Origin of the sequence: Streptomyces sp. AK02-01A (assembly GCF_033795305.1) — a bacterium.
GTDB lineage: Bacteria > Actinomycetota > Actinomycetes > Streptomycetales > Streptomycetaceae > Streptomyces.
Map to the genome: position 1 here is coordinate 39458 of NZ_JARBAE010000013.1, position 14123 is coordinate 53580.

A 14123-nucleotide genomic window follows, 5' to 3' on the forward strand; every position below is an offset into this window, starting at 1 on the left:
CGCCCTTGTCCCTCCAGAGGCCGGCCCGGCCCGACCGCGTCACGCCGCTGTCAACGGCTGCCGTCCCGCGACCTGCGAACCTTCGTAGCCGGACGCTCTCGACCTCCATGTCGCCCTTCGGCACGAACGCGTACGTCACCGCGCCGAAGCGCGGGCCTGACGTGTTCACCGGCCGAACAGATGTCAGCCGGGTCCGAAGGAGAGACGCGCCGACCGGCTGGACCGGGTAAGTCCCGGCGGGATGAAGGTCCAGGGACTGTCCCGTCATCCCTGGTGGATCAGCGCGCGGCGTCAGATGCGGTGGATCGCGAGGCGGAGGCGTGTCGCCGTACTGGTGTATGAGGGCGTTCCGACAACGCGGCGAGATGCCGCGTCTGACGCCGTGCCGTAGCTGACGCCGCGCGCCCGCCCGGGATGACGGGACAGCCCTGAGGAGCGTCACCGTCAGCCACATGGCCCTGCCACGGCCCAGCGGATGGTTATTCGGCCACTTCGCGCGAATAACCTGAGAGGCCGAACACTTTCATTTCGGCGGAGCATTCATTGGTGTTCTGTGCAATTTCCGGCGCCGCGTAAATGGAGAATTCCCAGCCGGGGAAATGGGAAAATCGCAGCGGCCGCAGCCGGGTTATGCGGTTGGAAATAATACCGCGGGACACGACTGTGCCGGGAACGGCCATTCCGGAGAGGCGGTGCCGCCGGAACGCGGACAGCCGGCATCACAGGTCCGGGCATATGTCGGAAACATGAGACATCGAGTGGATTCCGACCTCCGATCACGGCGACACCGCAGCCCAGCGCCAGGCGGAGGGTCGCCGGGCGGTGACGCTTCGCTTCCGTCACCTTGGGCCGCCGGACGGCGACTACCGAGATGTGACTAAATCTTTCATGACTTCCCCGGGAGACAGCCGTTTAATCTTGGCCTTACTTCTAAACACACAAGGCCGCACTTTGCAATATAAGGGGGCCGAGGGTAATGCAGGCCGACTGCTTCCTCAAGTGCCCCCCCGAGTGATTTTCCACTCAAAAAAAGATCTTGAAACCGCTGGAGTCAATAGGCGTGCCCGTATTAAATTGTCTCAAGTTCTGTTCGTTGGCGTAGGGCATTCATGCGGAGTTATTCATGACCATGCTGACATTTCGTGACAATGATCTCCCCCAGGACACCGCCCCGGTGTCGCCTCACCTACCGGTGCAGGGACAGAACAGGGCCCGTTCTGAGCTCACGTACCTGCTCTTCAACGGCGACGAGCAGGCACGGGTTCATGGAGCATGGCGTAACCTCCTCTCCACCGGGGAGTTCCGGCACCGTCCCGGCCTCTCCCCCGCGGAGCGCGTCGAACTCTCTTACTCCCGCCTGCGTTTGGTCAATGAGGCTGCCGGTTCTCCCACGGACTTGGCCCTCGATCCGCAGCGGCTCTCGGCACTCCACGAGTGGACGGGAGTGGTGGACGGCGGCCTCTGCACCCTGGCGAGCATCCACTACAACCTGTTTCTGGGCAGCCTGCTGGAACAGGACGCCGACAGCGGAGGCCGCGATCTGTCCGCCTTCACCGAGATGCGGCGTACGGGCACGTTCCTCTGCACCGAGCTGGGTCACGGCAACGACGCGGCGGCTCTTGAGACGACCGCTGAATACGACCGGGAGACCGGCGGGTTCATCCTGCACACGCCCAATGACCGCGCGCAGAAATTCATGCCGAACACCAGCCTGGCGGGCGGCCCGAAGTCGGCCGTCGTGGCGGCGCGGCTGGTGATCGACGGCGAGGATCAGGGAGCCTTCCTCTTCCTCACTCCGCTGAGCGACGAGAACGGCCATCTGCCGGGAGTCCACGTCAAACAGCTCCCGGACCGCACCGGCACGCCTGTCGACCACTGCCTGACCCGCTTCCACATGGTGCGGCTGCCGCGTGAGGCGCTGCTCGAAGCGGAGCACGGCCGGCTGGACCGGGAAGGCCTGCTCCACAGCACGCTGGGCAGCGCACGCAAACGGTTCCTGCACTCAATCGGCCGTGTCACCAGCGGCAAGCTCTGCATGAGCGCGGGCACCCTGGGCATGTCGAGGGCTGCCCTGACCATCGCCGTGCGGCATGCCCACTCCCGGCACATCAGCGGGATGAAGCGCGGTGAGCGCATTCCGCTGGTGGCGCATCGCAGCCATCACAGCCGACTGCTGGACTCGATCGCGACGGCGTACGCCATGACGCTCCTCCATCGGGAGGTGGTTTCCCAGTGGGTCGGGCACACACCGGAGAACCGGGCCGATACGGAGCGACTGGTCGCGATCACCAAGGGATGGATCACCTGGCAGGCCCGCGCGATCGCGATCGAGTCCCGGGAGCGGTGCGGAGCGCAGGGACTCTTCCCGGTCAACGGCATATCCGAACTGCCATTGAACATAGAGGGCGGCATCACCGCAGAGGGTGACAACCTTGTCATCTGGAACAAGGCGGCATCCGAGATGCTCTTCGGCCATCAGATGGAACGCCGTCGGGCGTGCGACGAGCCGCTCGCCGAGAGATCGTTGACCGATCTCGGCTTTCTGCGTGATCTTCTGGCCGAGGTCGAGTCCGACGCGCAGCGCAGGGCGAGGAGCGCTCTGCGCCAAGGTCCTGCGGGCGATCCGCTCGGACGCTGGAACGAGGCATCCGAAACGGCTCTGGAGATGGTTTCGGCGCATGTCTGCCGCGAGGCCGCCGACGCGTTCATCGCCGCGGCCGCCCGGGCGGCCGATCCGACGGCACGGAGCCTGCTGGAGGACCTGTGCCGGCTGTTCCTGCTCCGTCAGCTCGACTCGCACACCGGGAGGCTGCTCGCCGAGGGACATCTGACCGCCGATCACGTGCGGGCCTTCCCGGATGTCCGCAACGACATCATCGCCGGCCTGGCCCCTCACATGCTGAGTCTGGTGGACGCGTTCGATCTGCCCGCCGAGTTCCTCGCCACCGTGCCGATCGCCAGCGGCGGCCGGATCGGTGACGAGGGGGACATGTGGTCGACGTGGCCACGCGCCTCAGTCTCGGCTTCCACGGCCGAGTGATCTCAGCCCTTCATCCACGCCAGGAAGCCACTCCAGAACTTCCCCTTCTGCGGTGCGGACGCGTCCTCGGTCCGAGGTCCGCCGGCGGCGCGGACCGCCGACCGGGGCGCGGCGGTTTCCCGCCGCGAGATCCGGACGGGAGTGAACCGGGCGGGCAGTGAACTCAGTGCCCGGTGGAACGGGCCCGGCCGGTAGGCCAGATTCTCGGAAGGAACCGCCAGCTCGATGTCCGGCAGGTCCTTGAGGAGGTTCTCAATGGCCTGCACGGAGATCAGCAGCGCGGGATCCTTGGCCGGGCAGGCATGCGGCCCGGCTCCCCAGGCCAGATGCGCTCGCTTGCTGAGCGTCTGCCGGTCCCCGGACAGATTGGGATCGGTGTTGGCCGCGGCGAAACTGATGAGCACCGGATCCCCGGCGTCCAGCCGGTATCCCGACAGTTCGACATCCTGCAGCGGAAAATGCGTGGCGTAGTTGGAGATGGGGGCGCTGTTCCAGAGGACCTCGTTGACGGCGTCCTCGACCAGCAGACCGCCGGAGTGCAGCCCGGCGATCGTCTCTTCGGAGAGCAGCACCGCCAGGGCGCTCGCGATGAGATTCGCGAGCGGCTCTGTCCCGCCACCGATGAGCTGGATGATCTGCGGGATCATCTCCTCGTCGGTGAGAGCGGCCGGATGCTGCATCAGCCAGGAGATGACGTCCTCGCCGGGCTCCTTCCGCTTGAGCGCCACCAGCTCGAACAGTGCCTCCCCCAGCACCTTGTTGGCCCTCTCCGCGTCGGTTCCGTCGAAGATGCCCGAGATGCCGAACACCACCCGGTCGCCCACGTCCGCGGGGCAGCCGAAGAGCTCGTTGAAGACGAGCAACGGGAGGACCTGCGCGTATTCCCGCACCAGGTCGACCGTGCCACGGCCCTTGAACTGCTCGATCAGGTATTTGGCGATTCGTTCGCCCAGCCGGGTCACCCAACGGCTGTCGATCTTCGCCAGACTGTCCGTCATGGCTTGACGGAGCCTCAGATGCTCGGGCCCGTCGGTGAAGAGCGGCCCCGGTCGGAACGCCATCATGGGCAGGACGGGACTGTTCATCGGTATGCGGCCCTCGTTGAGGGCCCGCCAGCGTCGTGAGTCACGGCCGAAGACGTCCGGGTTCTGGAGCACATGGAGCGCCGCCGCGTAATCCGTGACCAGCGAGGCCTCCACACCGGGCGCGAGCTCGACGGGCGCGGCGACCCCGAAGCCGCGCATGTACTCGTAGTGGGCCTGCGGGTCATCGGCGAAATCAGCTGTGTACAGGGGGATTCCCTTGCCGCTGTTGTGCGCCGGGCAGCCTGGCGGCGGGGCGGGGATATCCGCAGGAGAGGGCATGGGTCGGACTCCTAGTTGAGGCGTGACTGGAGGTAACGAACGAGAGCGATGAGGGCGTTCGCGGACGAACGCTGGTCACGGGCGTCACAGTTGACGAGAGGTGTCTCGGGAAGGAGATCGAGCGCCTCTCTGATCTCGTCGTCGGAGTGATCCGGTCTCCCGACGAATCTGTTCACCGCTATGGCATACGGGATTCCGTAGTGCTCGACCAGGTCCATCACCGGGAAGGACTCTTCGAGGCGCTCCGGGTCGACCAGGACCAGCGCGCCGAGCGCGCCGCGTGACATGTCCTCCCACACCTGCACGAAGCGCTGCTGTCCGGGTGTTCCGAAGAGATAGAGGACCAGCTTCTCGCTGAGTGTGAGACGGCCGAAGTCCATGGCGACCGTCGTCGTGGTCTTGCTGGAGGTGCCCTTGAGATCGTCGACTTCCTCGCCGGCCCGCGTCATGACCTCTTCGGTACGCAGCGGGGGAATCTCGGACATGGTCCCGATGAAAGTGGTCTTGCCAACGGCGAAATGCCCGACCACAAGGATCTTGGCCGCCGTCTGCACCGAATCGCGCAGGTAGACGCCGTCATCCAAAGCGAGCTTGGAGCCCATTCAGCACCTCCTCAAGAATTTGCCTGTTGACTCTTTTTGCGGGCGGGATGGGGGCACGCGTGTAGAGATAGCCCTCCGCCGTGAGATCGTGCAGGAGAATCTTGACGATGCCGACGGGGAGCTGGATATGCCCGGCTATTTCGGCGACCGACAGAAAACCTCCGGAGCACAGCTCCATCAGCCGACGCTTCTCAGGATCCAGCAGACCGTTGTGCGGAACGTCCTCCGAGACCGTGACCAGGGTGATCAACGAGAAATCGTTGTCGTCGATCAGTTCGCGACCGTTGGCGATCACATACGGTCGCACTAAGGGCGTGGCCTCTACCTCGGGCTCGTCCGGCGTGGTCATGCCCTCGCCTCGGAATTCTCACGGGGCGGGCTCGTCAACGCCTTCCCGAGCTGTCCGACGAGCTGCTGCATACGGAAGGTGATCTCCGCCATGTCGACCTCGGGTGAGGCGGAGACAGCGAGGTAGGCACCCTCACCCGCGGATATGAGGAAGACCCAGCCGTGGTCGAACTCGACCAGGGTCTGACGCCACTGGGGGCGCTGGTCGGGCCCGCCGCAGAAGTCGGCGACCGTACGGCTGAGCGACTGCATGCCGCTCATCGCGGCGGCGACGGTGTCGGCGTGGTCCTTGCCGACATCCTTCGAGCGCGCCATCAACAGACCGTCGGCGGAAACGAGAATCGCGTGGCGTGCTTCGGGCACTTCCAGAGCACTGTCAAGCATCCACGAGAGATCGTAATTCACTGAGCCTCATGCCCTTCACTGCTTGTGTTGGTGGAACGACGGCCCGACTGCGTCCCCCGCTGGAACGCGCCCATGACGGAGGCGGCTTGTTCGCTGCTCCGGGCCGGGGTGTCCGCGTTCTCGGCTGCCGGCACGATGGATATCGCACCGCGCCGTCGGCGTTTCGGCAGACCGCCGAACGTGGTTGTGGGGGGTACCGCGTTCTCTTCCGGCGGCATCGGGGAGGACGCGGCCACGGCGGAACTCTCCTCGGGCTCGGGCCCCGGCTCGGGCATGGCTGTGAGGAGTTCCTCGGGAAGAAGCACGACCGCGCGCACGCCACCGTAGGGAGAAGTGGAATCCACCGAGACGGTGAAGCCGTAGCGGGCGGCGAGCACACCGATCACGGTGAAGCCGAACTGCGGCGGGTTACCGAGACCGGAGACACCGGGTGAGCGCTCACTCGAAAGGAGCTTCGCCGCCCTGCTCTTCTCTTCTTCGTTCATGCCCACACCGGCGTCGTCGACGATGATGCAGACGCCCTTGGGCACGGGCCGGATATTGATCTCGATGATTGTTTCCGGCGCCGAGTAACTGGTGGCGTTGTCCAGCAGTTCGGCGAGCGTGAGCGCGACCGGTTCGACGGCGCGGCTGACGATCGCGACGTTGCTCTGGGCGCGGATTTCGACACGCGTGAAGTGGCGGATACGGCCCTTGGCGCTGCGGACCACATCGTAAAGAGAGGCCGCGGCGCGCTGCCGGCCGAGCCAGCCGTCGCAGAGCACGGCGATGGACTGGGCGCGCCGCGCGAACTGCGAATTCATGTGGTCAATGTCCAGGAGGTCCTGGAGAATCTGGAGCTCTCCATATTTGTCCTGGATTTTGGTGATGGCGAGCTGCTGCTCACTCGCGAGACCCTGAAGAGTCCGCATAGCGGCCTTCAGCGCATTTTTCGTGGCCTCTTCGGCTGCGTCCTTGGCCTCTTCCACGGCCTCGGTGTAATGGTCTTCCAGTCTGGCGTAGTGAGACTTGAGCTCCTCCTTCTCCTTCCGCAGCGCGGTGATCGATTTTCTACCGCGGACAATCGCGGTTGCGGCGATAGGAGTACCAGCGATCAAACCCCAAAACGCTGGATCCTGAAAGTATTGCGTCACAGGACTCTCTTCGGACGAGTGTACGACCGGGCACTGAATGCCTAGAGTGTGCGTTGGAATGAGCACACGGTCATGGACATACGGGATGGGCCGCGCACGCCCGCCCGCATTGAAGGCCGGACTAATGGCACAGTTCTCCCAGGGATAACTGACTTTCTGAGCCGATGCGTTGAATTCACAACGCTATAGCGAGTTTGGCACTACTTAGCAAGTCTATCACCACGCCATGATCCGACAGCCCGGCCGACCTGTTCCATTTCTGGCATCTGACGGGTTTTCAGCAGGATTTCCGTTTTAAGATCATTGGCGCCAATTAGCCGCCCCCGAGGGTGCCCTCAGAACACTTACCCCTTTCCAGCCGAACCACCCGTTTTGCATGGCGACCCGACGTGCATTCGCGCGACGAAGGTGCACCACGAAGCGTGCGGACTCGGCCGTCCGCGCCTCTCCCGATGGTTCGTTCGCGGATGCCACGAGGCGCTCCCGCGCCGCCGGACGGCTTCGGTTGAGGATCTGACCAGCGACCCGGTCAAGGCCGGGCACGTCGGCGGCGGAGGGAATGACTGGGGCCTCGCCCGGCGCCCGAGCGAGGCCGGCTGCCCGACGGATCAGCGGCCCCGTAAGCCCTTCACGGAATCTTTCCCATCCGTTCATAGGTCCGCCCGGATCGGCGGTTGAAACACCTCGTCGCGCCGCTTCCAAGTGCCCTTACGAGCCCTGTCCGGACGAATGAACATTCTCTGTTCTCCGGCATTGAGAATAGGCACACGTTGCCGTGTGCAGGACGCCGATAAAAGGATTTCCGACGTAGTTCCTGTCGCCGGTCAGCGTCTGTCGGGGATTACGGCACAGCCCTTCGAGAGAGCACCGCAAGAGCGGTTGCGAGGAAGTCCGGCTCTGCCGTCACACCGATGTCGGACTCCCTTCTTCCAGACGCGCAGGTGATTCTCCGGAAGCGATCAGCATGTGGAGACGATCGAGGCCCTCCCACGGACTCAGGCGCCCACGGTCCCGTCGATACCCTCACGCAGAAAGTCCGCGTGCCCGTTGTGGCGGCCGTACTCCAGAAGCACGTGCACCATCACCATCCGCAGCGATACCTCCTCGCCCCATCTCGGCTGATACCCAGCCAGGTCCAGGGAGTGAGCCTCCTGTTCGATGCGGCGCGAGTTCCTCACCTCGGCCTCCCAGACCGTGAACGCCTCGTCCCTCGTCGACGCGCTCGCGTCATACGCGGCCTGAAAGTCGATCTTGTCGGACCAGACCATGGGCGCGTCGTTGTCCTCGAACGCTCGACGGAACCAGGCACGCTCCACCTCCGCCATGTGCCGCACCAGGCCGAGCAGCGAAAGCGTCGACGGCGGCATCGACCGCTGCCGCAGCTCCTCGTCGGTGAGCCCTTCGCACTTCATGGCGAGGGTCGCCCGGTGGTAGTCGAGGAAGGCCCGCAACATGTCGCGTTCGCTGCCAAAGCTGGGCGGTCCTATGCGATTTCCGTTGGTCACTGACCGTGCTCCTCATCCGTGCCGGTGTTCAGGGCCGCGACCGCCGCTGCCCCTTGGAATCAATCATCCGGAGGAGAACGGTCAGGCGTGGTTGACCGGCAGGACGTCCGGGGAGAGAGCGCTCGCGTGGGCCGAGGCCGACGTCATGTGGCGGCGGTGGTGGCGACGGCAGAGGACCTCGTAGCCGATCTCTTCGGCCGGCCGGTTGACGTCGCCGACGACGACCTGAGCGCCCTCGACGACCATCTCGCCGTCCACCGTACGGGCGTTGTGGGTGGCGCGGGCCCCGCACCAGCACAGGGCCTCGACCTGGAGCTGCTCGATCCGGTCGGCCAGCTCGATCAGCCGCTGCGAGCCCGGGAACAGCTTGGTGCGGAAGTCGGTGGTGATCCCGAAGGCGAAAACGTCCAGCCCGAGGTCGTCCACGACCCGGGCGAGCTGGTCGATCTGCTTCGGGGCGAGGAACTGCGCCTCGTCCACGATCACATAGTCGGCCTTGCCGCCCTTGGAGAGCTGGTCCACGAGGTAGGCGTACAGGTCCATGCCCTCGGTGGCCTCAACCGCCTCGGTGACCAGGCCCAGGCGGGAGGAGAGCTTGCCTTCGCCCGCCCGGTCGTCGCGGGTGAAGATCACGCCTTGGAGCCCGCGGGCCGAACGGTTGTGTCCGATCTGGAGCGCCAAAGTACTCTTCCCGCAGTCCATGGTGCCGGAGAAAAACACCAGCTCTGGCATGACGGAGTGACGGCCTTTCGGTTAAACGGCTGCGCGGTCGGATCTCCACGCGCACAGGTGTCTCACGCGCGTGTACGGAGGTCGGTGGTCGCTCGGGCGGCTACGAGCGTACTTCGAGGAGCGGGACGAGCTGCTCGACGGAGGTCATCGAGCCGTGCATCCCGACCATCGCGGACTCGTGCGGTTCCTGGACCGAGGCGGTGACGACCACATCGTCGTGGGCCGCGGCGACGACATCGCCGATCCGTCCGTACACCCGCTCGTCCATCGCGCCCGGCGGGCCGAACCAGCCCGCCGCGATCGCCTCGTCCCGGCTCGCCACCCAGAACTGCTCGCCCAGCACCTCGCGCCAGACGGTGAGCACATCGGCCTCGGCGCCCGGCACCGCGTAGACATGGCGGGCCCGGCCCTCGCCGCCCAGCAGGGCGACCCCGGCGCGCAGCTCCCAGTCCTCGTCGAAGTCGATGCGCGACCGCTCGTCGAAAGGGATGTCGATCATGCCGTGGTCGGCGGTCACATAAAGCGCGGCGCGGCGCGGCAGTTGCTCGGCGAGCCGCTGGACGAGCCGGTCGACATACATGAGCTGGCCGCGCCAGGCGTCGGAGTCCACACCGAAGCGATGGCCCTTGCCGTCGACCTCGCTGTAGTACGTGTAGACCAGCGAGCGGTCTCCCGCGGCGAGTTGCTCGGCGGCCAGGTCCATCCGCTCCTCGCCGGAGAGCCTTCCGAGGAAGGTGCCGCCGCTGAGCGCGACCTTGGTGAGCGGCGTGTGCTCGAAGGTCGGCGAGGACACCTGGGCGGTGTGGACGCCCGCCGCGTCGGCGAGCTGGAAGACGGTGGGATACGGCTGCCAGACATGCGGCGCGGTCCACGGCTTCCAGCGGAGCTGGTTCATCAGCGCGCCTGTCGCGGGATCGCGGACGGTGTAACCGGGCAGGCCGTGTGCGGCGGGCGGCAGGCCCGTACCCACGGAGGCGAGCGAAGTCGCGGTGGTGGCCGGGAAGCCCGCGGTGATGGGCCGGCCGGTGGAGCCGCGCGAGGTGCCGAGCAGCGAGGTCAGATAGGGCGCTTCGGCCGGGTGCGCCTTGATCTGCTCCCAGCCGAGGCCGTCGATCAGGAAGACGCAGTTCCGGTCGGCGGGAGTCAGCTCGGGGATGGCGGCGGTCAGGTCCGGTACGCCTTGGCCGGCCGCGAGCGTGGGCAGCAGGTCGGCGAGCGAGCCGCTGCCGTACTCGGGAAGCGGCGCGGCGCCGGGATCGAGAGGGACGGGATCCGGCCAGAGGGGCTGGGCGGTCATCAGCGGCCGGTCGCCGCGGTGGCCGCCGCGGTCGCTTCGGAGAGGGACTGGGCGAACGCCAGCGTCTGCCGGACCGCGTCGGGGCCGTCGCCGGCCTCGCTGACCCGCAGGCTCAGGTCGTCGGCGGTGGAGCTGCCGGTGTAGCCGTGGTCCGCCTCGCAGTTCGGATCGCCGCAGGCGGCGGGCTCCAGATCGATCCGGGAGACGGCGCCCCAGCCGATGGTGAGGACGACTTCGCGGGGCAGGGTGCCGGGTGTGTAGGACTCCGGGTTGGCGACGACGCGGCTGACCACGACGGACGAGATCCGGTCGAGCTTGACCGACTCGGTTGAGGTGGTGGCGTACGGAGTCGGGGAGCTGGAGTCGGCGGCCTGCTCGTCGGTGTGGCTGACGATGAAACGGTGGACCGTCAGCACGAGGACGGTGACATGCCTGCGCACCTCGTTGGCGTCGAACGTGGTCTCCTGGTGCACCAGGTACGACGCGATCTGCTCGCCACCGACAGCGGCCTCCACCGCTTCGGCCACGAGAGCCGGGTAGTAGCCGCTGCGCTCGATCGCCGTGCGCAGCCCCTGGGTCGTCGTACCGGTCTTCGCCATGGGCTCCATCCTACGGTGGCCGGATGGCTGCCGGAGACGCTCCGCGAGGCGCTCACCACAGCCCCGCGCCGCCGCTCAGTAGCTCGGGAGGCGGCGCGGACCGAGGTCGTCGCGGGCGGGCCTCGGCGCGAGCCGGACGCCGGCGCCGAGGACGGAGAGTCCGTGTGTGGCGACGACCACCGGTTCCAGGCTGACGGAGACGATCTCCGGGTGGGCGTGGACCAGCCGGGACACCCGCAGGAGCAGCTCCTCCAGTGCGGCGGTGTCGACGGGTTCGGAGCCGCGCCAGCCGAACAGCAGCGGGGCCGTCCTGATGGACCGGATCAGCTCGGCGGCGTCGCGGTCGGTGGCCGGAACCAGCCGGTGGGCGAGGTCGCCGAGCAGCTCGGAGGCGGCGCCCGCGAGTCCGAAGGAGAGGACGGCACCGGCGGCGGCGTCGATCGCGGCCCGGACGACGGTGTCGACGCCGCGAGGCGCCATGGCCTGGACGACGGGCTGAAGCTCGGCGGGCCCTCCGAATGTCTCGGTCAGCTCGCGGTACGCGAGGCGCAGTTGTGCCTCGTCGGCGAGATCCAGCCGTACGCCTCCGAGGTCGGCGCGGTGGCGCAGTCGCGGCGCGGTTGTCTTGAGCGCGACGGGATAGCCGAGCCGGGCGGCCGCGTCGGCGGCTTCGTCGGGACCGGACGCGGGCAGGGCCGGCCGCACGGAGATGCCGTACCTGGCGAGGAGTTGCCGGGCGTCGGCAGGCGCGAGGGACACGCCGCCGGGGTCGGTCGAGCCGCCGAGGAGTCTTCCGATCGACGCGGCGGCGCCGCCCTCGTCTATGTCGTCGTACTCGGGGACCTTTCCCGGCTCGGCGGCCTGTCGCCGCCACTGGGCGTAGGTGACGGCCTCGGACAGCGCGCGGACGGCCCGCTCGGCGGCGGGATACGCGGGGATCCGCGCGGTGCCGGGACGCGGCCCGGCGGGCTCCGGCCCGGCGGGCTCCGGTCCGGCGGCGGCGGTCGCGGAGGTCACGGCGCCGGCCGGCGGCCGCGCCGTACCGGTGGCGTCGGCGGCCCGGCCGTCCGGTTCCGTGGAGCGGACCGCCGGGCCGGGCGCGCCGCCGGTGACCGCCGACAGCGCCTCCGCCAGGCCGACGATCTCGACATGGACCACCGCCACCGGCTTGGCCGGGCCGCCCGCCGCCGCCGCGCGCAGGGCCCTGCCCAGAGCTCCGCCGTCGGAAGGGTCCATCGTGCCGGTCTCACCGACGCCGGGAATCGCCGTCACCACGACCGCGTCGCACGCCGGGTCGGCGAGGGCCGTCACCAGTGCGTCACGGAAGTCCGCCGGGGTCGCGGCGGTCGTCAGATCGCGCGGCGGGAGCGGCTGGAGCCCTTCCGTCAGGCAGGCGTCGTAGGTGAGCAGGCCGAGGGACTCGGAGTTGCCGAGGATCGCCACCCGAGGGCCGGACGGGAGGGGCTGGGAGGCGAGCAGCAGGCCCGCGTCGACCAGTTCCGTGACCGTGTCGACGCGTATCACTCCGGCCTGGCTCATCAGCGCGGAGACCGTGGCGTCCGGGATCCGTGTCACCGGGACCGCGTGTCCCGGCGGTGCGCTGCCGCTGTGGCGCGCTCCCTTGACGACCACGACCGGCTTCACCGCCGCGGTGCGCCGGGCGAGCCTGGTGAACTTCCGTGGATTGCCGATCGATTCCAGATAGAGCAGGACGACGTCGGTGTCCGGGTCCTCGTAGCAGTACTGCAGGAAGTCATTGCCGGAGACGTCCGCGCGGTTGCCGGCGGAGATGAAGGAGGACAGGCCCGCGCCGCGCCGGTAGAGCCCCGAGAGCAGAGCGATGCCGATCGCGCCGGACTGGGTGAAGAGACCGATCCGTCCCCGGTCGGGCGGCTCCGGCGCGAGGGACGCGTTCAGCCGGACCGCCTCGGCCGTGTTGATGATCCCGAAGGCGTTGGGGCCGATGATGCGCATCCCGTACGAACGTGCCTGGCGCACCAGTTGGCGCTGGCGCTCCCTTCCTTCCGCGCCGCTCTCCGCGTAGCCGGCGGAGAGGACGACCAGGCCCTGGACGCCGTGCGCACCGCAGTCCGCGACCGCTTCCGGCACGCGCTCGGCCGGCACGGCCAGTACCGCGAGGTCGACGGGCTCGCCGGTCTCCGCGACGGAGCGGAGTGCGGGCACGCCGTCGGTCTCGTCCAGGTCCGGTGCGAAGGCGTGGTTGACCGCGTAGACGCGGCCGGTGAAGCCTCCGTCGAGCAGGTTGCGCAGCACGGTGCGGCCGACGCCGCCGGGCGCGCGGCCGGTGCCGACGACGGCGACCGAGCGCGGCGTGAGGAGGCGCTGCACGGAGCGTGCCTCGGCACGCTGCTCGCGGGCGCGCTGCACGGCGAGGGACTCGACAGTCGGTTCGAGGTCGAGGCTGAGGTGTACGGAACCGTCCTCGAAGCTGCGTCTCTGGGTGTATCCGGCGTCCCGGAACACCTTGATCATCTTGTTGTTCGCCGGCAGCACCTCGGCGGCGAAGCGCCGGATGCCCCGCTCGCGGGCGACAGCCGCGATGTGTTCGAGCAGCGCGGAGGCGACACCGCGGCCCTGGTGCGCGTCCTGGACGAGAAAGGCGACCTCGGCCTCGTCCGCCGGGGCCGAGGCGGGGCGCCCCAGACCGTCGATCCGGTCGTATCGCACGGTGGCGATAAACTCGCCGCCCACCGTCACCGCGAGTCCCACCCGGTCCACGTAGTCGTGGTGGGTGAAGCGGTGTACATCCCGGTCGGAGAGCCGTGGATAGGGAGCGAAGAAGCGGTAGTACTTCGACTCGTCGGAGACCTGTTCGTAGAAGCTGACCAGCCGCTCGGCGTCCTCGGTGGTGATGGGCCGGATCCGGGCGGTGGCTCCGTCGCGCAGCACCACGTCCGCCTCCCAGTGTCCGGGGTACGCGTGGTCCGGCGGCGTCTCCATGTCCCAGAGCCTACGGTGCCCGCCCGGGCCCGGGCGGTGGATGCGCCAGGCCACTCTGGGGCACTCTGGTGTGGCCCGCCCGGGGGCGGTCCCGAGTCCGGGGCCGACCGGAAGGTATTCCGCGGAACATGAGAGAC

General features: G+C 67.9%; 12 protein-coding genes. 1 reads left to right on the top strand and 11 read right to left on the bottom strand.

Annotated features, from left to right (window positions below; genetic code table 11):
- Window positions 1-479: 479 nt before the first annotated feature.
- A complete protein-coding gene (locus tag PV679_RS15040) occupies window positions 480-680 on the bottom strand; it encodes a hypothetical protein (RefSeq protein ID WP_319680721.1) in 201 nt (66 codons plus the stop codon).
- A gap of 443 nt (window positions 681-1123) precedes the next feature.
- On the opposite strand from PV679_RS15040, the gene PV679_RS15045 reads away from it, so the two are divergent.
- Window positions 1124-3040: an acyl-CoA dehydrogenase gene (locus PV679_RS15045; protein WP_319680722.1), complete on the top strand. Its 1917-nt coding sequence runs from the start codon at window positions 1124-1126 to the stop codon at window positions 3038-3040.
- 2 nt (window positions 3041-3042) lie between these two features.
- Here PV679_RS15045 and PV679_RS15050 read toward each other — a convergent pair whose 3' ends face one another.
- The 10 genes from PV679_RS15050 to PV679_RS15095 all read right to left on the bottom strand — a co-directional run bounded on the left by PV679_RS15050 (window position 3043) and on the right by PV679_RS15095 (window position 13986).
- A complete protein-coding gene (locus tag PV679_RS15050; protein ID WP_319680723.1) occupies window positions 3043-4404 on the bottom strand; it encodes a cytochrome P450 in 1362 nt (453 codons plus the stop codon).
- Window positions 4405-4415: 11 nt separating this feature from the next.
- A complete protein-coding gene (locus PV679_RS15055) occupies window positions 4416-5006 on the bottom strand; it encodes a GTP-binding protein (RefSeq protein ID WP_319680724.1) in 591 nt (196 codons plus the stop codon).
- On the bottom strand, window positions 4981-5355 hold the full coding sequence (locus PV679_RS15060) for a DUF742 domain-containing protein (RefSeq protein ID WP_319680725.1): 375 nt from the start codon (window positions 5353-5355) through the stop codon (window positions 4981-4983). Before PV679_RS15060 ends, PV679_RS15055 begins: the two co-directional genes overlap by 26 nt.
- The gene (locus tag PV679_RS15065) at window positions 5352-5759 is read right to left on the bottom strand and encodes a roadblock/LC7 domain-containing protein (protein WP_319680726.1); all 408 of its coding nucleotides are present in this window, start codon (window positions 5757-5759) and stop codon (window positions 5352-5354) included. The genes PV679_RS15060 and PV679_RS15065 overlap by 4 nt, the downstream gene beginning before the upstream one ends.
- Window positions 5756-6892, bottom strand: coding sequence for an ATP-binding protein (locus tag PV679_RS15070; RefSeq protein ID WP_319680727.1), 1137 nt, complete (start codon window positions 6890-6892; stop codon window positions 5756-5758). The genes PV679_RS15065 and PV679_RS15070 overlap by 4 nt, the downstream gene beginning before the upstream one ends.
- 995 nt (window positions 6893-7887) lie before the next feature.
- Window positions 7888-8346: a DinB family protein gene (locus PV679_RS15075; RefSeq protein WP_416069728.1), complete on the bottom strand. Its 459-nt coding sequence runs from the start codon at window positions 8344-8346 to the stop codon at window positions 7888-7890.
- Window positions 8347-8478: 132 nt separating this feature from the next.
- The gene (locus tag PV679_RS15080; protein WP_319680729.1) at window positions 8479-9129 is read right to left on the bottom strand and encodes a thymidine kinase; all 651 of its coding nucleotides are present in this window, start codon (window positions 9127-9129) and stop codon (window positions 8479-8481) included.
- A gap of 100 nt (window positions 9130-9229) precedes the next feature.
- Window positions 9230-10426, bottom strand: coding sequence for an alkaline phosphatase family protein (locus PV679_RS15085; RefSeq protein ID WP_319680730.1), 1197 nt, complete (start codon window positions 10424-10426; stop codon window positions 9230-9232).
- Window positions 10426-11025, bottom strand: a complete 600-nt coding sequence (locus PV679_RS15090) for a DUF5998 family protein (RefSeq protein ID WP_319680731.1) — start codon at window positions 11023-11025, stop codon at window positions 10426-10428. Before PV679_RS15090 ends, PV679_RS15085 begins: the two co-directional genes overlap by 1 nt.
- Before the next feature lie 75 nt (window positions 11026-11100).
- Complete coding sequence (locus PV679_RS15095) at window positions 11101-13986, bottom strand: GNAT family N-acetyltransferase (RefSeq protein WP_319680732.1); 2886 nt, start codon at window positions 13984-13986, stop codon at window positions 11101-11103.
- Window positions 13987-14123: the final 137 nt, after the last annotated feature.